Genomic DNA, 20,458 nt, shown 5'->3' with positions numbered 1-20,458 from the left:
GCCCCTCGCCTCAACACCCTCCGCTGTCCGCCCGCCCATGGACAACATCGTCTTTCTGATCTTCCGGCGCATGCGGGCGCCGCTGCTCGCGCTGCTGGTGACCTACACGGTGGCCATGACCGGGCTGGTGGCGATCCCCGGCGAGGACACGGCGGGCAACACCGTGCATCTGAGCTTCTTCGATGCCTTCTATTTCGTCAGCTACACGGCAACCACCATCGGTTTCGGCGAGATCCCGTATCCGCTCACCGGCGCCCAGCGCATCTGGGTGACCTTCTGCGTCTATGCGACGGTCATCGTCTGGCTCTATTCCATCGGCTCCCTCATCGCGCTGCTGCAAGACAAGACCCTGCAGCGGGCCATCCGGGAAGGGCGCTTCGGCCGGCGCGTGCGCAACATCCCCGACCCTTTCTACCTGATCTGCGGCTACGGCCAGACCGGTAGCGGTCTGGTGCGGGCCTTGACCGATCGGGGCCAGCGCGCGGTGGTGCTCGACAGCAGCGCGGAGCGCGTGAACCTGCTGAAGCTCGAGAGCCTGCGCGAATACGTCCCGGCGCTGCACGCCGATGTACGCCACCCCGACGCCCTGCTGCTGGCGGGGCTGCGACTGCCGAACTGCCGCGGCGTGCTCGCGCTGACCTCGGACAACGAGGTCAATCTGCGGGTGGCCCTCGCCGCGAAACTGCTGCAGCCGGGTGCTCAGGTCATCTGCCGCGCCGATTCCCACGAGATCGAGGCCAACATGGCCTCCTTCGGGACCGATCACATCTATGACCCCTTCGATACCTTCGCCAGCTATTTCGCCACGGCGCTGCAGGCACCCTGTCTGACCCTGTTATCGGACTGGCTCGGCGAGCTGCGCGGCAGCCCGCTGCGCGAGTCGGCCCATCCGCCGACGCATGGACTCTGGGTCATCTGCGGCTATGGCCGTTTCGGCAAGGCGCTCTACAACCACCTCAGGCAGCAGGATCTCGAGCTGGTGGTGATCGAGGCGCATCCGGAGCGCACCGACCAGCCCGACTGTGCCCTGGTGCACGGCCCGGGCACAGAGGCCCACACCCTGGAGCAGGCGGCGATCCACCGCGCCGTCGGCATCATCGCCGGCACCGACAACGACGCCAACAACCTGAGCATCGTCATGACCGCCAAGGCGCTGAATCCCGGGCTCTTCACCGTGCTGCGGGAGAACCAGCTAATGAATCGGCAACTGTTCGATGCCGTGGATGCGGACATCATCATGCACCCGAGCCTGATCGTGGCGAACCGCATCCGGGTCCTGCTGGGCACACCGCTGCTGACGGAGTTCGTGCACGACGCCCGCTTCGAGGACGACGCCTGGGCCTGCGAGCTCATCGCCCGAATCACCGCACTCGTGCAAGATCAAGTGCCGGAGGTCTGGCAGGTGCGCATCGACGCCGACGATGCCTACGCACTGCTGCGGCTGCGGCCACAGGAGCCGCTGCCGAAGATCGAAGACCTGGTGCGCGACCCGCGTGATCGCGGCTGCCGGCTGCCGGCGGTCGTGCTCATGCGCCGCCGCGAGCACGGCCGCACCCTGCTGCCCGATCTCGATGATCGTTTACGCGAAGGTGACGAGCTGTTGTTCTGCGGTCGCAGTGGTGCGCGCTCGAGTATGCTGTGGACATTGCAGAACCTGCATGCGCTCACTTACGTGCTGCATGGCGCGAGTCCGCCGCGCGGTGTCGTCTGGGAATGGTTACTGCGGCTGCAGCGTCGACGACATGCGGTGCCGAAGGAGGGCGCCGCACTGCCCGAGCATCCGCGTGACGACAGCCCGGTCGACTGGAACAACAGGGATTGAAGCGGCGCCTCGGACCGCCGCCAGTGGCCTGTTGGGCCGGGGCGTATGTGTTTGAATCCCGCGCGCCGCTGTCATATGGTCGGGGCTCGCCGCGGCGGCCCAGCCCATCGGCGCCAGCCGCCATCCCATCATCCGGAGATCGCCATGAACGCTTTACTGGACCGACTGGTCGAGGACCACCGCCGGCTCGCGCACTTGATGGTGATGCTCGAGGGCATGCTAGACCGCTTCCACGACGGCTCCGAGCCCGATTATGGGCTCATGTGCGAGCTGCTGGAGTATATGATCGATTACGCCGATCAGGTGCATCATCCGAGCGAGGACCTGATTTTCGAGCGTCTCCTGGCGCAGCCTGGACAGGGCCATGATGTCTTGCGTCGGCTCATGCTCCAGCACGAGTCGCTGGCACAACTGAATCGCCGCTTCAGGGAATCGCTGGAAGGTATCGTCCATGAGGAGGTGCTGCCCCGCGAGGAGGTCGAGCAGCAGGGGCGCGAACTGCTGGCGACGCTGCGCGAGCACATGCGCCTCGAAGACGAAGAAGCCTTCCCCATCGCGCTGGCGAGCCTCACCGACGCCGACTGGGCCGAGCTGCAGGCGCGGGCGCCAACGGCCGATGATCCGGTCTTCGGCCAGGCCGACCCGGAGCGCTTTCGCGCCCTCTACGGGCAATTGCAGGCCGAGATCAGGCAATGAGATGACGCTGGGCCGGGTCGGGCCGGGAGCCACGCTGCTCTCGGCCCGTGCCGCGGCGGCGTCTCGAGGCGTTCGTCAGGGCCCGGGGGTAGCGAGCCCGTCTGCCTCTAGCGCTCGTGACGGCGCCCGGTCATGCGGTGGGCATGGCGGTGGGCATGGCGGTGGGCATGGCGGCGGACATCGGATTGTCCTGATCGGCCTGTTGTCTGCGCCGAGTCTGCCCCGATGTTGTTCGTGGGAGGCGCAGCGCATCGCCGGCGCGCCGCCGGCCACCGGCGTCGGTCGCACGATGCCATGCCGCCCATCCCAGGCCCCGACTTCCCCCTGACAACACGGCCGGCAGGGAATACCTGACGCTCGCGACACCATGCGATACAAGAACGTACCTGGCTTTGAGCACGGCACCCCCGAGAGTCTCGGTGTGCTCATGCTGAATCTCGGCACACCCGATGCCCCCACGCCAACGGCGGTGCGCCGCTATCTTGCCGAGTTTCTGAACGACCCGCGGGTGGTGGAGCTACCCCGCCCCATCTGGTGGCTGGTGCTGCACGGCGTCATTTTGCGGGTGCGCCCGAGTCGCTCGGCACGCGCCTACCAATCCGTCTGGACCGAGCGCGGCTCGCCGCTGTTGGATGTGGCCCAGCGCCAGGCCAATGGCCTGCGCGCCCTGCTGGATGCCCGCTTCGGCGAGGGGGTCCGCGTGGAGCTCGGCATGCGCTACGGGCGGCCGTCGGTGTCGGATGCACTGGAGCGGCTCAAGCAGGCCAATGTCCGACGTCTGCTGGTGCTGCCCCTCTATCCGCAGTACTCCGCCACCACCACCGCTTCGGTGTTCGACGCCGTGACCGACGAGCTCAGCACCTGGCGCTGGCTGCCGGAGCTGAGATTCATCAATCATTACCACGACGACCCGAACTATATCGACGCGATGGTGCACAGCATCCGCGCCTACTGGGACGAGCACGGCGAGCCCGAGCGGCTGCTGTTCTCGTTCCACGGTATTCCGAAGAAATACTTCATGGCCGGCGATCCCTACCATTGTCACTGCCACAAGACGGCACGGATGGTGGTGGAGGCCCTCGACCTGCCGGAAGACCGTTGGCTGGTGTCGTTCCAGTCCCGCGTTGGTCGCGATGAATGGCTCCAGCCCTACACGGACGAAACCCTGAAGCTCTGGGGCGGCGATGGCGTCAAGCAGGTGCATGTGATCGCACCCGGCTTTTCGGCGGATTGTCTGGAAACGCTGGAGGAGATCGACGTGGAGAACCGCGAATATTTCCTCGAGGCCGGCGGTGAGGAGTATCACTACATTCCCTGCCTCAATGACGACCCGCGGCACCTGGAAATGATGCTGGGGCTGGTGGAGCGCCACGCCTGTGGCTGGCCGGAGATGACCGGCATCGCCGAAGACTGGTGACGCCATCACCGCAACGTCCCGCCGCGCGCCCGCCGCCGGCGGATGCGGTTGTCATCGGCTGCCGGCGTCCGTATCTGTCTCCGCCGGAGCATCAAGCCAACACCCAATGTCAGGCGCCGTCCGTGCGGGCAGCGCCGCCGGACAAATCCTATGGACAAGCATCCCCTCCCCACCGAGCTCAAGCTCAATCAGTCCGCCCGCGTGCTGGAGATCAGCTTCGATGACGGCGCGCATTTTCGGCTGCCCTGCGAATACCTGCGTGTATACTCCCCATCCGCCGAGGTGCGCGGTCACACACCCGACCAAGCCAAGCTGCAAGTGGGCAAGGAGTACGTCAACATCCGCGATATCCAACAGGTGGGCACGTATGCGGTGAAGATCGTCTTCGATGACGGCCACAAATCCGGTTTGTACGACTGGCAATACTTGTACAAGCTCGGACGCGGCTGGCAGCCGTTGTGGCAGGACTATCTGAGCCGTCTCGCCGAGGTCGGCCGCAGGCGCTCGATCGACGACCCCTTCGAGGCGATGCGGGCCCGCGGCGAACAGCCAGCCACGCTGCCAGCCCACGACGCCGTCTGAGAGTGGGCCGCAGAAGGCGCTGGCATGCGTCTGATCCGCCCGCGGGCCCCAAACCTTCAGCATTCCCGCAGCCCCTGTTGCGCGCGACCCCCAAGCCCCCGGCCCGTCGCCGGGGGCTCGACTGAGCAGCGTGCCATGGGGCCAGGAGCCGCCGCCCGGCGGTGGGCCTAGCCGTCGCCCGACGCGCTCGTCATGGCGCAACGCTCGATGCCAGCGAGCGCGAAACGCCAGACGTGCTCGATCAATGGCTCCAGTCGCTCTGGCACCGGGGGCCGCTCCGGGTGCAGCCGGCTGATGATGGGGCCCGCGTGGTGGTAGTACAGCACTTGGCCGATCACACTCGCGGCGCAATCGATGGTGCGCGGATCATCGGGCCCGTCCCCCAACAACTCGCCGACGATGCTGTAGAGCTCACGTGCATCGGGCTCCAGATGCTCGGCGACGATGCGATCGAGCACCTCGCTCGGGCTCGCCATCTCGGTGAGATAGATGGTGCTGAGCTGCACCTGGCGCTCGGTGTTGCCGGCGCAGCAGAAGATCTCTTCGAACAGCGCGCGGATATAGACCCGCAGGCGCTCGGCCGCGGGCGCGTCGGCGGGGAGAAAGTCCGTGCGGCGTTGTCGCAGCGTCTCGAACAGGGTGCCGTAGATGGCTTCGTAGAGCCGCCGCTTATCGCCGAAGTGGTAGTGGACCGCGGCGACGTTGGCGCCGGCGCGGCTGCAGATCTCGCGAATGGTGGCGGCCTCGTAGCCATGCTCGGCGAACACCTCCAGCGCCGCCTCCAGAAGGCGCTCGCGGGTGCCGCCGCCGTTCGCCGTTGCCCCTGCCCGTTGTGCCACGCGCCCGCGCCCGACCTGCCGTTTGGGTCTCTGGTAACGGGAGTTTAACCCAAGCGACGGTGGGGGCGCGCCCGCCGTCCTCCGCCTGGTCCGCTGCGTGGGCACTGATGTACCATCAAGCGGATGTCCGCACACCGCCGCAGCCCAGCCACGGGCCCGGCCGTCGCGGCGCTTGCCCACGAGCAGCGGTCACAGGCCTTGAGCACGAACAAATCAGCCCCTTCCGCGACGACCGCCCGCCCGGATCGCACGCAGACGCAGGTCGTCGGCCACACGGCCGCCCGCGGCGGCGGGCCGCGCCCGCCGCAGGCCACGCGTCGGCGTCACGCCCCGTTCGGCGTCACGACCTGGTTTGCGCGCCTGGTGGCCACGCCCCTGGCCCTACCCCTGGACGTAGCGTTGATCGGGCTCCTCGGCGCGGCCGTGCTGCTCGGCAGCATTCAGGATGAGCTGCCGGCGGTGGAGGCGCTGCTCGAGATCAAGCTCGAGGAACCGCTGCGGATCTACACCGCCAACGGCTCCCTCATGGCCGAGTATGGCGCGCAGCGCCGCCGCGCCGTGGACTTCGAAGACATCCCGCCCGACCTGGTCAACGCCTTCCTCGCCGCCGAGGACAGCCGCTTCTACGCCCACCGCGGCATCGACGTCATCGGCCTGGCCCGGGCCGCCTACGCCGTGGCGCGGGCCGGAGCAGCCACCCAGGGTGGCAGCACCATCCCGATGCAGGTGGCGCGCAACGTCTTCCTGACACCCGAGAAGACGGTCAAGCGCAAGCTCACGGAGATCATGCTCGCCATGCGCATGGAAGCCACCCTGAGCAAAGCGCAGATCCTGGAGCTGTATCTGAACAAGATCTTCTTCGGTAACCGCGCCTACGGCATCTCCGCCGCCGCCGAGTTCTACTACAGCAAGCCGTTGGACGCGCTGACGCTGGCGCAGATGGCCATGCTCGCCGGCCTGCCCAAGGCGCCGTCCGCCAACAATCCGCTGGCGGACCCGCAGCGCGCACGCGAGCGTCGGGACTGGATTCTCGACCGCATGCTGCGGCTCGGCTACATCGACGAAGCCGCGCACCGCACGGCCCGGGCCTCGCCGGTGACGGCAGAAGGCCATGTCACCCCCGTCGAGTTCGAGGCCGGCTATGCCGCGGAGATGGCGCGCCAGGCCATGGTGGATCGTTTCGGTGAGGAGGAGGCCTACCGCCTCGGGCTGAAGGTCATCACGACCATCGACGAGACCCTGCAGACGGATGCCGATCGGGCGCTGCGCCGCGGCCTCATGGACTACAACCGCCGCCACGGCTACCACGGACCGGAAGACCGGCTCGAGCGTGTTGCCGACATGAGCCCGCAGGCGCTGGACGCCTACATCGCCGAGCGTCCAGTCGTGCCCGATCTGCCGGTGGGCGTGGTGCTGGAGGCGGATGCGGATGCGGCCCAGGTCTACCTCGGCGGTGGCGCGACCCGCGAGCTGCGCCTGTGGCAGGTCAGCCACATGCGCGAGTACATCAACGAGAACGCCAAGGGTCGACGGCAATCCCGCGTCGACCGGGTCGTCGCCGCCGGCGACGTCATCCGCATGCGCCAGAACAAAAAGGGCAGTTGGATCCTCGCCCAGGTACCCACCGTGGGCGGCGCCCTGGTGGCGGTGTCGCCCACCGACGGTGCCATTCGCGCCGTCTCTGGCGGCTATTCGTTCGAATGGTCCGAGTTCAACCGGGTCACCGACGCCCGCCGCCAGCCCGGCTCGACCTATAAGCCCTTCGTCTACGCCGCCGCATTGGGCAAAGGCTACACGCCCGCAAGCCTGATGAGCGATACCCGCACCAGCTTCGGGCGCTGGCGTCCGAAGAACGCCGATGACAAGTACATGGGCACGATTCGCATGCGGGTGGCGCTCGCCAAGTCCCGCAACCTCGCCGTCGTCAATCAGCTGCACCGCATGGGCATCGACTATACGCGGGATTTTCTGCAACGGTTCGGCTACGGCATGGAGGATATACCGCGCAATTACGCGCTCGCCCTGGGCAGCGGCAGCTCGACGCCGTTGCAGCTGGCGGCGGGCTATGCGGTGTTCGCCAACGGTGGCTACCGGGTCGAGCCGCATATCGTCCAGCGCATCGAAGACGCCGCGGGCAATCTGTTGTTCCAGGCCGAGCCGCCGCGGGCCTGTGTCGACTGCTGGCTGGAGCCGGAGGCAGATGCGGCCCAAACCCTGGGGCTGGACGCCGCCGACAGCCCGCTGGCGCAGCAGGTGCTGGATCCGCGCATTGCCTACAACATGCATTCCATGCTGCAGGATGTCATCACGGATGGCACGGCGAAGCGTGCGCGGCGGCTGGGACGCTCCGACCTGGCTGGCAAGACCGGCACCACCAACGATTCGCGCGACTCCTGGTTTGCCGGCTACATGCCCCGGCTCGTGGTCGTCGCCTGGATGGGCATGGATGACAACCGGCCCCTCGGTGCCGGTGAATGGGGTGGCACGGCGGCGCTCGGCATGTGGGTCGAGTTCATGGCGGACGCACTGGCGGACGAGCCCATCGCCGAGATCAAGCGTCCCGAGGGCATGGTGCCCGTGCGTGTGAGCGCGACCACGGGCCAGGCGACCACCGGCGGCGGCGTGCTGGAGCACATTCGCAGCGAATACGCGCTGATGACCCTGGGTCCGGATCCGGTGCAATACGCCGCCGCCGGCGATGACGCGAACGCCGACGGAGCCGATGGGCGTGGTTCCCGGCGCCGCGCCCCGCGGGTGATGGACGAATTGTTCTGAGCCGGCGCAGCGCCGCCGGGCGCCGGCCGATGCCGCCGTCAACCGCACGCGGCGGTCGTCGCCAGGGCGAGATCCGCACCGCCGCGGGATGTGATCTGCAACTGGGCGCCCGCCGGCAACAGGCAGGTACCGCCGCGGTGCAGCCGCAGTCGCGAGGCCGCGCCGTCGATGTGGAGCGTCCCATCCAGCACCAGCCCGAGCATCACGGCATGGGGTTCCAGTGGTGCCGCGTCGCCGACCCCCAGCCGCAGCCGCCGCAGGGAGAATTCCGCCACCGGCGGCGCGTAGATCTGCCAGCGCGGATCGTGCGCCGCCGTCTGCGGTGCCATGATCCGCGGTACATGCGGATCGACGCGCAGCACCTCGAGCAGCGCATCGACGTCGATATGCTTGGCGCTCAAGCCACCGCGTAGCACGTTGTTGGAGTTGGCCATCAGTTCCAGGCCCGCGCCCTGCAGATAGCTGTGCAGCTCGCCGGCGGGCAGAAAGATGGCCTGCCCCGGACGCAGGTGGAGCAGGTTCAGGAGCAAGAATGACAGCAGGCCGCGGTCGTAGTGACCGCGCGGGGAGTATCGCCGGTGCGCCGCCAGCAGCCAGCGGCAGCGCTCGCGGCTCGTATCCTTGGGGTCTGAGCACCTGCGCTGCGCCGCCGTCACCAGCGGCGCCAGGCGTGCGTCGACGGCCGCCTGCGGCAGGCGCATGAACTCCGCGTACAGGGTGCGCAGCCCGTGCGTGCTGGCGTCGAAACGCCGGCCCAGATCCGCCAGGGACGGCCAGCGCACCAGCTCTGCGGCGATCGCTTCCAGCGGGCGAAAGCCGCGCAGCGCATGGAAGTCCGTCAGCGCCACCAGCAGCTCGGGCTTGTGATTGCGGTCGCGATAGCTGCGTCCGGGATCGTTCAGCGCAAGGCCGAGGCGGTCCTCGCGCAAACAGCCATTCGCCGCCTGTGTGCGGTTCGGATGGGCCTGAATCGACAGCGGTGTCGCCGCCGCAAGCACCTTGAACAGGAAGGGCAGGGTGGCGCCGAAGCGTGCGACCATCGCGGCCCCGAGCACGGCCTCCGGCAGCGCGGCGACGAGCACATCGAGTGGTACCCGGGCGGGATGCAGGCAGGCGGTGGCGGGCAGATCGGGGTGGGCGCCGATCCAGAGCTCCGCTTGCGGTTCGACCGCCGGCGATTCGGCGCCGAGCAGTTGCGGGATGAAACGCCGGTCGCCCCAGCCGTAGTGGTGAACGCCGCAGCACAGCGCCACCGGATGGGGCTTGCGGGCGTAGGCGGCGATGGCGTCCGCGGCCAGGCGTTGGTCTGCGCGCGAGCCGCCGCCGTTGGCCGCCGCCATGGCTCAACGGGCGTTGTCGCCGGTGATGGGAACGAAGCGCACCGGCAGCAGCGCACGCTCGCGCAGGCGACCGTCCGCTTGTTTGGTGAGCAGGGTGAGCTGCTGGATGGCGTGTGTGGCGCCCACGGGCATCACCAGGCGCCCACCCACCGCGAGCTGCTCGATCAATGGCTCGGGGATCGTCGGGTGGGCGGCGGTGACCACCACGGCGTCGAAGGGCGCCGCCTCGGGCCATCCCAAATAACCGTCACCGGCACGCACATGGACGTTGGCGTAGCCCAGGCGCTGCAGCGTGGCGGCGGCCCGCTCGGCGAGCTCGGGCACGATTTCGACGCTGTAGACTTCCACGCCCATGGCGGCGAGCACCGCCGCCTGATAGCCGGAGCCGGTGCCCAGCTCATAGACCCGGTCACCGGCCTCGACCCCGGCCAGGTGGCTCATCACCGCGACCATGTAAGGCTGGGAGATGGTTTGGCCCGCGCCAATGGGCAGCGGACTGTCCTGATAGGCCTGGCTGCGCAGCGCCGGCGGCACGAATGCTTCGCGGGGGACGCGGCGCATGGCCTGGATCACCGCCGGGTCGAGCTGGTCGGTGCCCAGAGACGCCGCAGTGGTGGCGACATGCTGTTCGATGGCGTCCACCATGCGCTGGCGGGCGGCCTCGGAGGGACCGTCGTCGGCGGGGAGCAGGCCGGCGGCGAGGCCCATGCCGACGATGCCGAGCAGCAGCACCGGCGCGAGCAGGGCTGACGGACGCTGTGGGCGGCGAGATGTGTGCATGGCGGCGGCCGTCGGTCGAAAGCGCCCTTGCGCAACGGCTGCGCAACGGTCATTGCAGACGGAGCCCTGGCGGGGCACGCTTGAATAGTAGCACCGCCCACAGCCGTCGCACCAACGTGCACCGCTGCGCCCGATGATGCGCCCACGCAGCCGCACCCGTATGCTGTTGGCCAGGGCCCGCATAGCTCGCCCGGCCCTGCTGTACTTCTACCTGACGACGAGGGGGCGATGACGATGGATCTGACCGACAAGACGGCGGTGATCACCGGCGCCAGCCGCGGGCTGGGTGCGGGGCTGGCGACGCGGTTCCTGCAGCGGGGGCTGCGGGTGGCCGCCTGCGCCCGCCATCGCCCGCAGCTGGCGGGCGACGCCGCCAGTCTCCTCACCCAGGCCGCCGACGTGACCGACGCCGAGGCCATGGCGCAGCTCTGTGCCGAAGCCGTCGCCCGGTTCGGCCGGGTGGATCTGTGGATCAACAACGCCGGACTGCTGGTGCCCATCGGTCCGCTGCACGAGAATGATCCGGCGCAGGTCGCGCTGCATCTCCAGGTGAACGTGACGGGCGTTTTCAACGGCAGCCGCGCCTTCATCCGCCATGTGCACGCGCGTGGCGGTGACGGCGTGCTGCTGAATATCAGCTCTGGCGCCGCACGCAATGCCTACGCCGGCTGGTCCGCCTACTGCGCCGGCAAGGCCGCCGTCGAGCGCATGAGCGAGGTCATCGCGCTGGAACAGGCCGACGGCGGTGTGCGCGTGCACGCCGTCGCCCCCGGCATCATCGACACCGAGATGCAGGCACTGATCCGCAGCTGCTCCCCGCAGCAGTTTCCGCGGGTACAGAAGTTCCTGGACTTCAAGGCCAGGGACGCCTTCAGCTCGCCGGCGTTCGTCGCCGACCGCATGCTGGAGCTCGCCTTCGATCCCGTCACCGCCGCCGACGCGCCGGTGCTGACGACCCTGCCATTGGAGCACGGCTAGCATGTCGTCGCCGGTGCGGCCGGCGTGAGTCCGTGACGGCGCCGACGGCGCCGATGCGCCCGGCAACATCGGTGTAGCGCCGGTCACCCGCCGCTGGCACGCAGCTGCTCGGTCAGCTTGGAGAGCTCGCGCTGCATCTGCAGGTTCTGAAACGGCTGCAGCGCCGGCACCTGTCGGCGCAATAGGCCGTCGAGCAATTGCTGGCTGGACTGCACCAGGTCCACCAGCTCGCCGGAGACACGCACGGTCTCGTAGGTGTTCCATGCGGCGGCGATGTCCCGCTGCAGCGCTTCACGGGCGGCGGCGACTTGCTGGCCCTGCTCCTTGAGATAACGGCGATAGACATCGGCGGCCCGCAGGGTCAGCTGCTGGGCCTCCAGATTGGCGTCCAGGATGGCCGCTTTCTGCGGGTGCTCGCGCTTGAGCGCGCGGGTTTCCGCCGACAGCTGTCGGGCACGGCCGGCGATGTCGTTGATCTCGGGAACGTAGCGCTGATCGATGGCCTGCTCCACGTCCAGGTGCATTTGGTTGAGGGCGCGCAGCAGCACCAGGTACATGCCGTAGTAGCGCCGGGCGCTGTCGAGATCCTCGCCGCTCTCGGCCATCAAGGCCTCCAGCTGCGCGGTGACGGCCTTGACGTTGTCGAAGACGATACCCAGGTCGACGATGTTGTCGCCCACCACCGTCGACAGCAGGAACTCCAGCTGCTCGTCCGAGAGCTCAAGCCCCATGCCGCGCAGCTCCGCCGCGAATTGCTGCTTGATGGCCGCGAGCGCTTGTTCGGCACGGGCGATGGTCTGCGCCCGCTCGTCGATGAGCCGGTCGTAATCGCTCACGCTGCGCTCCATCACGGATTGCTCGGGGGCCGCCACCCGCGCCTTGCGGAAGCGGTCCATATCGGCGCGCGCGTTCGCGATGGTCTGCTCCAAGGCGCCGATGCGCTCGCGGTAGCGCTGCACCGGGGAGGTGGACAGAATGCCGACGGCGGCGTCGAGCAAGGCGTCGATCTCCGTCTGGGCATCGTCTTGGTCGCGTCGGAACCATGCCCTCTCGGGCAAGTCCCGTTGCGCCTCCTGCAGGGCGACCGTCTCCTCCAGCTTGGGCACGACGTTGATCCAGACCTCGCCGAAGGCGTCGCGTTCTTGGGGTGTCAAAGAGTCCCGGGCGCTGTCCCAGACCTGGCGCGAGCGCTGCCACCACTCGCCGGCGGTGTCGCGGGAGCGCTCCCACCAGGCGTCCGCCTGCTGGGTCGATCGCTGCCAGAGCTCGAGCGCCCTGTCGGTGAGGTCTGCGGTGGCTGTATCCGCGGTCTCAGCGCCGACGTCGGCGGCCCGGTCCTGTGCGGGCACGACGGCGGGCAGCGGCAATAAGGCGAGCAGGAGCAACGGCATTCGAAGCATGGATCGTTTGGACGCTAGGGTCGGGGGTCTTCGCGGTTTGGGCTTGCAGATTCTACTGGATACCCCCGGCGTCGCCCCGACTCGAAAGCGTTGCCCGCGACGCCGCTGCTTGTGGACCTCGGTATGCTCTGATACCTTGCACCATTGCGTGCGGCGCTGTCCGCACGGCTGATCAATGGTGGGCACCACCGGTCCCCCCGCAACGCGAAACCGTGAATCCGGTCAGGCCCGGAAGGGAGCAGCCGCAGCGGTGGCAGTGTGTGCCGGGGTGTGGCTGGTGGCGCCCGCCGCCCCTTATGATTCGCGCATTCTTACAAGGCACCGGGCCTCGCCGCCGTCCAAATGCAACAACGGGCGACGGCTCGCATGGCACGTGCCTCCGCTGATTCCCCAAGTCAGAGTTTGGCTGAGCAACCGCCACCGCTGGGTTACACTGCGACCATGTTGCGGATCTTCTTCGAGCGGGCGCACGCGTGCCCGACCAGCCCATGACCTATCAGGTGCTCGCCCGCAAATGGCGCCCCCGCGCCTTCGCCGACTTGGTGGGGCAGGGCCATGTGGTCCAGGCCCTCTCCAACGGCCTCGAGCGCGGCCAGCTGCATCACGCCTACCTCTTCACCGGCACCCGCGGCGTCGGCAAGACGACGCTGGCACGCATCCTCGCCAAGACCCTGAACTGCGAGCAGGGTGTGGGGCCGACCCCCTGTGGCACCTGTGCCACCTGCCAGGAGATCGACGGCGGGCGCTTCGTGGACCTCATCGAGGTGGATGCCGCCTCGCGCACCAAGGTCGACCAGACCCGGGAACTGCTGGATAACGTGCCCTTCGCGCCGGTGCGCGGGCGCTACAAGGTCTATCTCATCGACGAAGTGCACATGTTCTCCGCCAGCAGCTTCAACGCGCTGCTGAAAACGCTGGAAGAGCCGCCGGAGCATGTGAAGTTCGTGCTCGCCACCACGGACCCGCAGAAGCTGCCGGCGACGGTGCTCTCGCGCTGTTTGCAGCTCCACCTCAAGCGCCTGCTGCCCGAGCAGATCGAGGGCCGCTTTCGCCAGGTGCTGGCCGCCGAGGGGATCGATTGCGACGATGCCTCCCTGGGGCTCCTGGCCCGCGCCGCCGACGGCAGCATGCGCGATGGCCTGAGTCTGCTGGACCAGGCCATCGCCTTCGGTGGCGGCAGGCTGCAGGCCGACGATGTGCGCCGGATGCTCGGCACCCACACGGGAGACCTGGTGCCGGCATTGGTGGCGGCGCTGGCGGCCGGCGACGGCGAGCGCGTGCTGGCGGAAGTGGATCGGCTCATGGAACTGACGCCGGACTTCGCCGCGGTGCTGACGGAGCTCATCACGCTGCTGCATCGCATCGCCCTGGCCCAGCAGGTGCCGACGTCGGTGGCCGCTGACCACCCGGACGCCGAGACACTGCGTCGACTCGCCGCCGCGCTTCCCGCCGAGGACGTGCAACTGTTCTATCAGGTGCTGCTGACGGGGCAGCGGGATCTGCCGCTGGCGCCGGACCCGCGCACCGGCTTCGAGATGGTGCTACTGCGGGCGCTGGCCTTCCGGCCTGCGCGTGCCGATGACGACGCCGGTGGCGGCGCTGGCGGCGCTGGCGGCGCTGGTGGCGGCGGCGGCCCCGCAGGCGACGGCCCCGCGGTATCCACAACCGTCACGTCGCCGCGCGCCGAGACCCGCGCGGCGCCGGTGCACGGGGCCAGGCCCGCCGCCAACGCCGCCGTCGCCAATGCCGCCGCGGGCATCGACCCCGCCGCTGGGCAGGCCGGCGCGTCGCAGCCCGCTGTGGCGGCGACGCGTGCTCAGAGCGCACCACGCACCGCCGCGGGCGCCATGCCAGCGCCGGCGCTGCGCGACGCCGATGATTGGCATCGGCTGGTGGCATCCCTGCCGCTGGAAGGGCTCACCCGGCAATTGGCGACGCACTGCGCGCTGGCGTCCTGGGACGGCAGGACACTGCGCCTGAGCTTGGCCGCTTCCCTGGCGAATCTGCGTGCCAGCGGTGCCGAACAGCGACTCGCCGCCGCCCTCGCGGCGGGGTTGGGCGGCGAGGTGGCACTCCGCATCGATGTGACCCAGGCCGATGGCGACGCCGGCGCGGCGCCGGCACAGCAACCAACCGGCGCACAACTGCTGGCCGAGACCCCGGCCGGGCGCGAGGCCCGCAGCGCGGCGGAGCGTGTCGCGGCGGCGGAAGCCACCATGGACACCGATGCCGTCGCCTCGGCGCTGAAACGCCGTTTCGGCGCCGACTGGGTGCCGGGCAGCATCCGCCCCAACGACTGCGCCTGAAACAGCGCTACCCGGCAGCCGTGGGTGCGGAGCCGCGCTGGACGCGACGGCCATTTGAGCGGATAAGGTGCGGTGAGCAACGGGCGCCGGCGCGGCCTGCGCCCCCGACGACGAACAACCGAGAGGTAGTGAAATGAAAGGCGCATTGGGCGACATGCTGAAGCAGGCGCAAAAGATGCAAACCGAGCTCAAGGAAGCGCAGGAGCGGCTCGCAAAAGAAGAGGTCACCGGCGAGGCCGGCGGCGGTATGGTGCAGGTCACCATGACCTGCCAACACGAGATCAAGCGGGTGCAGATCGACCCGACGCTCATGGGCGACGACAAAGAGATGCTGGAGGATCTGGTGGCCGCAGCCGCCAACGACGCGGTGCGCCGTGTCGGCGAGCGCACCAAAGAGCAGATGGCGGATATCACCAGTGGTCTGCCCCTGCCGCCGGGGATGAAGCTGCCGTTCTGAGCCTGCACCCCGATGGGGTTTGCGGTACCGAGCAATGTCCGAGTCGAGTCTGCTGGAGCAATTGGTGGAGGCCCTGCGCTGTCTGCCGGGTGTTGGTCCCAAGTCAGCCCAGCGGATGGTCTTTCATCTGCTCGAGCACGATCGCGACGCCGGTCGGCACTTGGCCCGGGTGCTGGCCGAAACCATGGCGCGCATTGGTCATTGCCGGGAGTGCCGCACGCTGACCGAGCGCGAGCTTTGTGCCCTGTGCGCCAGCCCCGTGCGTGATGCCGCCATCCTCTGCATCGTCGAGCAGCCATCGGACATCGCCGCCATCGAGCAGGCCACCGACTACCGCGGGCGCTACTTCGTGCTCGGCGGACGGTTATCGCCCCTCGACGGCATCGGCCCCGAAGCACTGGGCCTGGAACTGCTCGGTGAGCGCCTGCACGGTGGCGAGGTGCGCGAGGCCATCCTCGCCATCAGCCCCACCGTGGAAGGCAGCGCCACGGCGCACTACATCAACGACCTCGCCGCCGGCAGCGGGGTGCGTATCACCCGCATCGCGCACGGCGTACCCCTGGGCGGGGCGCTGGAGTTCGTCGATGGTGGCACCCTGGCGCACGCATTCGCCGGACGCACAGGCTTCTGATTCGTAGCGCTGCGTGCTCTCACCTTAATTAAAAGTGTATTCGCCATGTCCAACGACACCATTTTCGGCAAGATCGCCCGCGGCGAGGTCCCCGCAGACCTCGTCTACGAGGATGAGCATGTGGTGGCCTTCCGCGATCTGAACCCCCAGGCGCCCACCCATGTGTTGGTGATCCCGCGCCGGCCCATTGCGACACTGAACGATGCCGGCCCCGACGATGCCGAGCTCATCGGCCGGCTGTTCCTGGCCGCCGCCAAAGTCGCCGCCCAGGAGGGCTTCGCCGAAGACGGCTATCGCACCGTCATCAACTGTAACGCCGATGGTGGTCAGACGGTGTATCACCTCCACGTCCATCTGCTGGGTGGCCGGCCGCTGCAGTGGCCGCCGGGCTGACGGCGGGCCACCCCCGTAGCCAACGCCCGCACGGCCGCCGACGGCCGTGCAATGCCGGTCGAAGACCGACATCGCGCCGCATGCTAACCGCCGGACAGCCGTTGTGGCTTCCAGGTTTCTGCGCCAGGGGTTAGCATGCGCCGATTTACGCTGGGGCGCCGCTCGGTGCCTGTCTCAAGGAGAGCCCAAGGAGTCCAAACCCCCGCCGATGGCCGTGCAAACAGTCCCCGACAGCGTCGACCACAGCAACCCTGGTACCCAGAAAGCCCCCGCCTTCGAGCTTAGGGCCTCGAGCTTTACCCTGCCGGTGATCCGGCTGTTGGCGCTCGACATCGACGCCGTGGAAGCCGAACTGGCCCCGAAGGTGGAGCAGGCGCCCGGTTTTTTCCAAAACGCGCCCGTGGTCATCGAGCTGGGCGCGCTGCCGCCGCAGGGAGGCAGCGTTGCCTTTCCACAGCTGGTGGGCGTGCTGCGCGGGCTCGGCATGATCCCCGTCGGCGTGCGCGGGGGCAGCACGCAGCAAAACGAGGCCGCCCGCGCCATGGAACTGGCCATCCTCGGCGATAACGGCCGCACGTCCCGCGCGGCGGCGGAGCCCTGGGCCGAACGAGCCGCACCGGCGGCGAGCCCGCCGGCCGCCGAAGTCCAGGCACAGCCGGCGGAGGCGCCGGGCCATGTCGGCTCGCTGCTGATCGACCGACCCGTGCGCTCTGGACAACGCATCTATGCCGCGGGCGGCGACCTGACGGTGGTCGGACCCGTGAGCTCCGGCGCCGAGCTGATGGCGGACGGCAACATTCATGTCTATGGCCCGCTGCGCGGGCGAGTGATTGCCGGTCTGCAGGGCGATCTCAGTGCGCGCATCTTTTGCCGTGATCTTCAGGCGGAGCTGGTCTCCGTCGCCGGCCATTACCGGGTCAGTGAAAATATTCCGGCGGAGTTAAAGGGCCACAGCGTCCAGGTGTTCCTGGATCATGACGTACTGCGTATCGAGCCGATGGGCTGAGACGGCAGTTGCCGGGCATGCCGGAAGCCGCGTCGATTGAATCGTAATAATCATCTTCAAATCAGCGCTTTGGAGAATCTCTTTGGCCAGAACTATCGTCATCACATCGGGCAAGGGCGGGGTTGGCAAGACCACCACCGCCGCCGCGATGGCCATGGGCCTCGCACAGCGGGGTCATCGCACCGTGGTCATCGACTTCGACGTCGGCCTGCGCAATCTGGACCTCATCATGGGCTGCGAGCGGCGCGTCGTCTACGATTTCGTCAATGTCATCAACGGTGAGGCGAATCTGAACCAGGCCCTGATTCGTGACAAGCGCTGCGACAGCCTCTACGTCCTGCCCGCGTCGCAGACCCGCGACAAAGAAGCCCTGACGCCCGAAGGTGTCGGTAAGGTGCTTGAAGAACTGAGCAAGGGACACGATTACATCGTCTGTGATTCACCGGCGGGCATCGAGCATGGCGCCACCATGGCCATGTACTTCGCCGACGACGCCGTGGTGGTCACCAACCCGGAAGTCTCCTCGGTGCGGGACTCCGATCGCATGCTCGGCATCCTCTCCAGCAAATCGCGGCGTGCCAAGCAGGGCGACGAGCCCATCAAAGAGCATCTGCTGCTGACGCGCTACTCCGCGGATCGGGTGGAGCGCGGTGAAATGCTGGGCGTCGACGACGTGCAGGAGATCTTGTCGCTCAACCTGCTCGGCGTGATTCCGGAATCGCAGGCGGTGCTGAACGCCTCGAACGCCGGCATCCCGGTGGTGCTCGACAACGCATCCAATGCCGGACAGGCCTACAACGACATGGTGGCACGCTATCTCGGCGAGGATCTGCCGATGCGGTTCCTTGCAACGGAGCGAAAGGGCATCTTCAGCCGACTCTTCCGGGGGTAAACCGTGGGTCTACTCGACGTTTTCCGCTCCAACCGCCCCAGAGGCTCGGCGTCCGTTGCCAAAGAGCGGCTGCAAATTCTGGTGGCGCACGACCGGGCGTTTCGTAACCGCCCGTCCTACCTGCCCGAGCTCCAGCAGGAAATCCTTGAGGTCATCCGCAAATACGTGGAAGTCGACCTCGATGCCGTATCGGTCAATTACGAGCAGGACGACGAGCAAGAATTTCTGGAGCTCAACATCGTGCTGCCGGACGGCAGCCGCAGTTAGTTGTCACCAAGGCGCCGGCGTTGGGCCGGCGGTCGTCGGCGGGGGCTCCACACGATTGCGCCCGGCGGCCTTGGCGCGATACAGGTTGCGATCGGCCAGCTGTAGCAAGACCTCCGGCGCATCGCCCACCGCGGGCGTGTGGGTGGCACAACCACCACTCACGGTCAGACGTGGAGCGTCGCCACCCGCGTCGGCGGCCCGCGCGAAGGCGCCCTCGACGGCGACGCGGATCGCCTCAGCGACATGGCTGGCACCGGCGGCGTCGGTTTTTGGCAGCAAGAGCACGAACTCCTCGCCACCATAGCGCGCGATCAGATCACCCGGACGCCTGAGCTGGGTGGCGACACAACGGGCAATGTCACGCAGGCATTGGTCACCCGCCTGATGGCCGAAGTCATCATTGATGGCCTTGAAGTGATCGGCATCGATCATGACCAGCGACAGGGGTGTCTGGTGGCGCTGGGCCAGGCGCCACTCCTGTTGAAACCGCTGGTCGAAGGTGCGCCGGTTGGCCACGCCCGTGAGGCCATCGTGCCAGGCCAACTGGGCAAGGAGGTCGGTCTTGCGCTTGAGGGCGATGTGGGTACGCACGCGCGCACGCAGCACTGCAGTCGAATAGGGCTTGGTGACAAAGTCGACGGCGCCGGCTTCCAGTGCCGCCGCCTCCAGCACCGGATCCTGGTTGCCGGTGATGAAGATCACCGGGATATTCGCACTGCGTGGATCGGCCTTGAGCCGGCGACAGACCTCCAGGCCGTCGATATCCGGCAGATGGTGATCGAGCAGGATCAGCTCAGGCCTGTCGACGATCAGTGCCAGGGCGTCGCCACCGCAGGTGGCCACGCGCAGAGCGTAGTCCGCATCCAGGATGCCGGCGGCCAGACGCAGGCTGGTTGGGTCGTCATCCACCAGCAGCAGGCGCGGCCGACCCGGCGTGGCGCCCACCAAAGACAGCCTGCAGTCGACGCCGTCGGCGTCGAAATCGATCATCGCAGTCGTTCTCGCATCACAATCAGCGTCGCCAATGCGCGCTTGTCGTCGAAGGCCTGGATCTGGGCGCACAGCCGTTCGAGATCGCCCATAGTATAGCCGCTGAGATGACTGCGCAGGCGTACGAGCAACGGGTCGTACACCAGACGGTGGTGGCGCAGCAGCGCTTCCAGCTCGGCCAGGTCGGCGCGTGCCCCCGCCAGATCGGGGCTACCGCCCCGCGCCGCCTGCACTGGTTTCTGCGTGGCCATCGTCATCCAAGGCGGCACGCGCGGTCTCGAGTGCGGCCAGGCAGTCGGCCACCCGGCCATCCAGGCGCGCCGGCTCGGCCCCGCGACCAGGGCTGCTTCCAGCATAGCCGCAGCGGCCTGAACCTGCACCGCGCCGACATTGGCCGCGGCGCCCTTCAGGGTGTGGGCCAAGCGCACGCCGGCGTCGTGATCGCCCTGGGCGTGGGCGGCGGCAAACTCGGCGGGCCAGTCGCAGGCGAATTGCCGGAACGATCTCAACAGCGCTCGCAGCAGCGCCTCGTCGTTGCCCAGTCGCCGCCGGGTTGTCTCCAGGTCAAAGGGGTGGGGTGGTGTCATGGCGGCCGCGGGCCCGTGCATGGCGTCTTTCGACGTTGGAGGTTTCAATCCTTGTTGTGATGGATCGAGGTCAGCGGCTGTCAGACGACGGACCGATCTTCAGTTCAGGGGTCGCAAGCCGTTTGCGGGCAGCCTGGCTCTGAAGACCTTGCTAGTACTACTTTGTTAGATTAATTCCGCTCCCCTGACTCAACCAGTATCATTCGCGCCGTCAGGATCATTATCCCTGTAATATCGCTCGATGTCCTTACGTCGTTGGTGATGCCGGATGTCCATCTGTGCGATGCGCCGATCAACCGC

Annotated in this window: 19 protein-coding genes and 1 other RNA gene; 14 read left to right on the top strand and 6 right to left on the bottom strand. The window is 68.0% G+C overall.

Features of this window, described 5'->3' with window-relative positions; genetic code table 11:
* Window positions 1-37 precede the first annotated feature (37 nt).
* From QZ588_RS05540 to QZ588_RS05525, 4 genes are all read left to right on the top strand, one after another.
* The gene (locus QZ588_RS05540) at window positions 38-1,822 is read left to right on the top strand and encodes a TrkA family potassium uptake protein (RefSeq protein WP_295540684.1); all 1,785 of its coding nucleotides are present in this window, start codon (window positions 38-40) and stop codon (window positions 1,820-1,822) included.
* A 144-nt stretch (window positions 1,823-1,966) separates the two neighbouring features.
* Window positions 1,967-2,518: a hemerythrin domain-containing protein gene (locus QZ588_RS05535; protein ID WP_295540682.1), complete on the top strand. Its 552-nt coding sequence runs from the start codon at window positions 1,967-1,969 to the stop codon at window positions 2,516-2,518.
* Between the two features lie 367 nt (window positions 2,519-2,885).
* Entirely contained in the window at window positions 2,886-3,935 is a 1,050-nt protein-coding gene (hemH, locus tag QZ588_RS05530; RefSeq protein ID WP_295540681.1) for a ferrochelatase, read from the top strand.
* A 150-nt stretch (window positions 3,936-4,085) separates the two neighbouring features.
* On the top strand, window positions 4,086-4,517 hold the full coding sequence (locus tag QZ588_RS05525; protein WP_295540680.1) for a DUF971 domain-containing protein: 432 nt from the start codon (window positions 4,086-4,088) through the stop codon (window positions 4,515-4,517).
* 167 nt (window positions 4,518-4,684) lie between these two features.
* Here QZ588_RS05525 and QZ588_RS05520 read toward each other — a convergent pair whose 3' ends face one another.
* Complete coding sequence (locus QZ588_RS05520; RefSeq protein ID WP_295540679.1) at window positions 4,685-5,356, bottom strand: CerR family C-terminal domain-containing protein; 672 nt, start codon at window positions 5,354-5,356, stop codon at window positions 4,685-4,687.
* A gap of 198 nt (window positions 5,357-5,554) precedes the next feature.
* Here QZ588_RS05520 and QZ588_RS05515 point away from each other — a divergent pair, with 198 nt between their 5' ends.
* On the top strand, window positions 5,555-8,131 hold the full coding sequence (locus QZ588_RS05515) for a penicillin-binding protein 1A (protein WP_295540677.1): 2,577 nt from the start codon (window positions 5,555-5,557) through the stop codon (window positions 8,129-8,131).
* Between the two features lie 38 nt (window positions 8,132-8,169).
* On the opposite strand, the gene manA is transcribed toward QZ588_RS05515, so the two are convergent.
* Together manA and QZ588_RS05505 are read right to left on the bottom strand one after the other, a co-directional pair.
* Entirely contained in the window at window positions 8,170-9,471 is a 1,302-nt protein-coding gene (gene manA, locus QZ588_RS05510; protein WP_295540676.1) for a mannose-6-phosphate isomerase, class I, read from the bottom strand.
* A gap of 3 nt (window positions 9,472-9,474) precedes the next feature.
* Window positions 9,475-10,251 (bottom strand): protein-L-isoaspartate(D-aspartate) O-methyltransferase, encoded by a 777-nt coding sequence (locus tag QZ588_RS05505; protein ID WP_295540675.1) that lies wholly within the window; start codon window positions 10,249-10,251, stop codon window positions 9,475-9,477.
* 228 nt (window positions 10,252-10,479) lie between these two features.
* On the opposite strand from QZ588_RS05505, the gene QZ588_RS05500 reads away from it, so the two are divergent.
* Entirely contained in the window at window positions 10,480-11,229 is a 750-nt protein-coding gene (locus tag QZ588_RS05500; protein WP_295540673.1) for an SDR family NAD(P)-dependent oxidoreductase, read from the top strand.
* An 83-nt stretch (window positions 11,230-11,312) separates the two neighbouring features.
* Here the strand turns inward: QZ588_RS05500 and QZ588_RS05495 are convergent, their stop codons facing one another.
* On the bottom strand, window positions 11,313-12,620 hold the full coding sequence (locus QZ588_RS05495) for a hypothetical protein (protein ID WP_295540671.1): 1,308 nt from the start codon (window positions 12,618-12,620) through the stop codon (window positions 11,313-11,315).
* A 195-nt stretch (window positions 12,621-12,815) separates the two neighbouring features.
* Here QZ588_RS05495 and ffs point away from each other — a divergent pair.
* The 8 genes from ffs to minE all read left to right on the top strand — a co-directional run bounded on the left by ffs (window position 12,816) and on the right by minE (window position 18,581).
* Window positions 12,816-12,912, top strand: an RNA gene (ffs, locus tag QZ588_RS05490) — signal recognition particle sRNA small type.
* Window positions 12,913-13,102: 190 nt separating this feature from the next.
* Window positions 13,103-14,935, top strand: coding sequence for a DNA polymerase III subunit gamma/tau (gene dnaX, locus QZ588_RS05485; protein ID WP_366929534.1), 1,833 nt, complete (start codon window positions 13,103-13,105; stop codon window positions 14,933-14,935).
* Window positions 14,936-15,068: 133 nt separating this feature from the next.
* A complete protein-coding gene (locus QZ588_RS05480; protein ID WP_295540670.1) occupies window positions 15,069-15,392 on the top strand; it encodes a YbaB/EbfC family nucleoid-associated protein in 324 nt (107 codons plus the stop codon).
* 34 nt (window positions 15,393-15,426) lie between these two features.
* Window positions 15,427-16,023 (top strand): recombination mediator RecR, encoded by a 597-nt coding sequence (gene recR / locus QZ588_RS05475; RefSeq protein ID WP_295540669.1) that lies wholly within the window; start codon window positions 15,427-15,429, stop codon window positions 16,021-16,023.
* Between the two features lie 45 nt (window positions 16,024-16,068).
* Complete coding sequence (locus tag QZ588_RS05470) at window positions 16,069-16,416, top strand: histidine triad nucleotide-binding protein (RefSeq protein ID WP_295540668.1); 348 nt, start codon at window positions 16,069-16,071, stop codon at window positions 16,414-16,416.
* A 208-nt stretch (window positions 16,417-16,624) separates the two neighbouring features.
* Window positions 16,625-17,422 carry a septum site-determining protein MinC gene (gene minC, locus QZ588_RS05465; protein ID WP_295540666.1) on the top strand — a complete coding sequence of 266 codons (798 nt, stop codon included), beginning with the start codon at window positions 16,625-16,627 and terminating at the stop codon, window positions 17,420-17,422.
* Window positions 17,423-17,504: 82 nt separating this feature from the next.
* Complete coding sequence (gene minD, locus QZ588_RS05460) at window positions 17,505-18,314, top strand: septum site-determining protein MinD (protein ID WP_295540664.1); 810 nt, start codon at window positions 17,505-17,507, stop codon at window positions 18,312-18,314.
* A 3-nt stretch (window positions 18,315-18,317) separates the two neighbouring features.
* On the top strand, window positions 18,318-18,581 hold the full coding sequence (gene minE / locus QZ588_RS05455) for a cell division topological specificity factor MinE (RefSeq protein WP_295540662.1): 264 nt from the start codon (window positions 18,318-18,320) through the stop codon (window positions 18,579-18,581).
* 3 nt (window positions 18,582-18,584) lie between these two features.
* On the opposite strand, the gene QZ588_RS05450 is transcribed toward minE, so the two are convergent.
* Both QZ588_RS05450 and QZ588_RS05445 read right to left on the bottom strand, forming a co-directional pair.
* Window positions 18,585-19,571 (bottom strand): diguanylate cyclase, encoded by a 987-nt coding sequence (locus QZ588_RS05450; RefSeq protein WP_295540660.1) that lies wholly within the window; start codon window positions 19,569-19,571, stop codon window positions 18,585-18,587.
* Window positions 19,568-20,179, bottom strand: coding sequence for an Hpt domain-containing protein (locus QZ588_RS05445; RefSeq protein WP_295540658.1), 612 nt, complete (start codon window positions 20,177-20,179; stop codon window positions 19,568-19,570). The genes QZ588_RS05450 and QZ588_RS05445 overlap by 4 nt, the downstream gene beginning before the upstream one ends.
* Window positions 20,180-20,458: the final 279 nt, after the last annotated feature.

Source organism: uncultured Thiohalocapsa sp., assembly GCF_913062725.1.
Classification (GTDB): domain Bacteria; phylum Pseudomonadota; class Gammaproteobacteria; order Chromatiales; family Chromatiaceae; genus Thiohalocapsa.
Note: the sequence above shows the minus strand (reverse complement) of the source record. Positions and strands in the feature narration are given on the sequence as shown.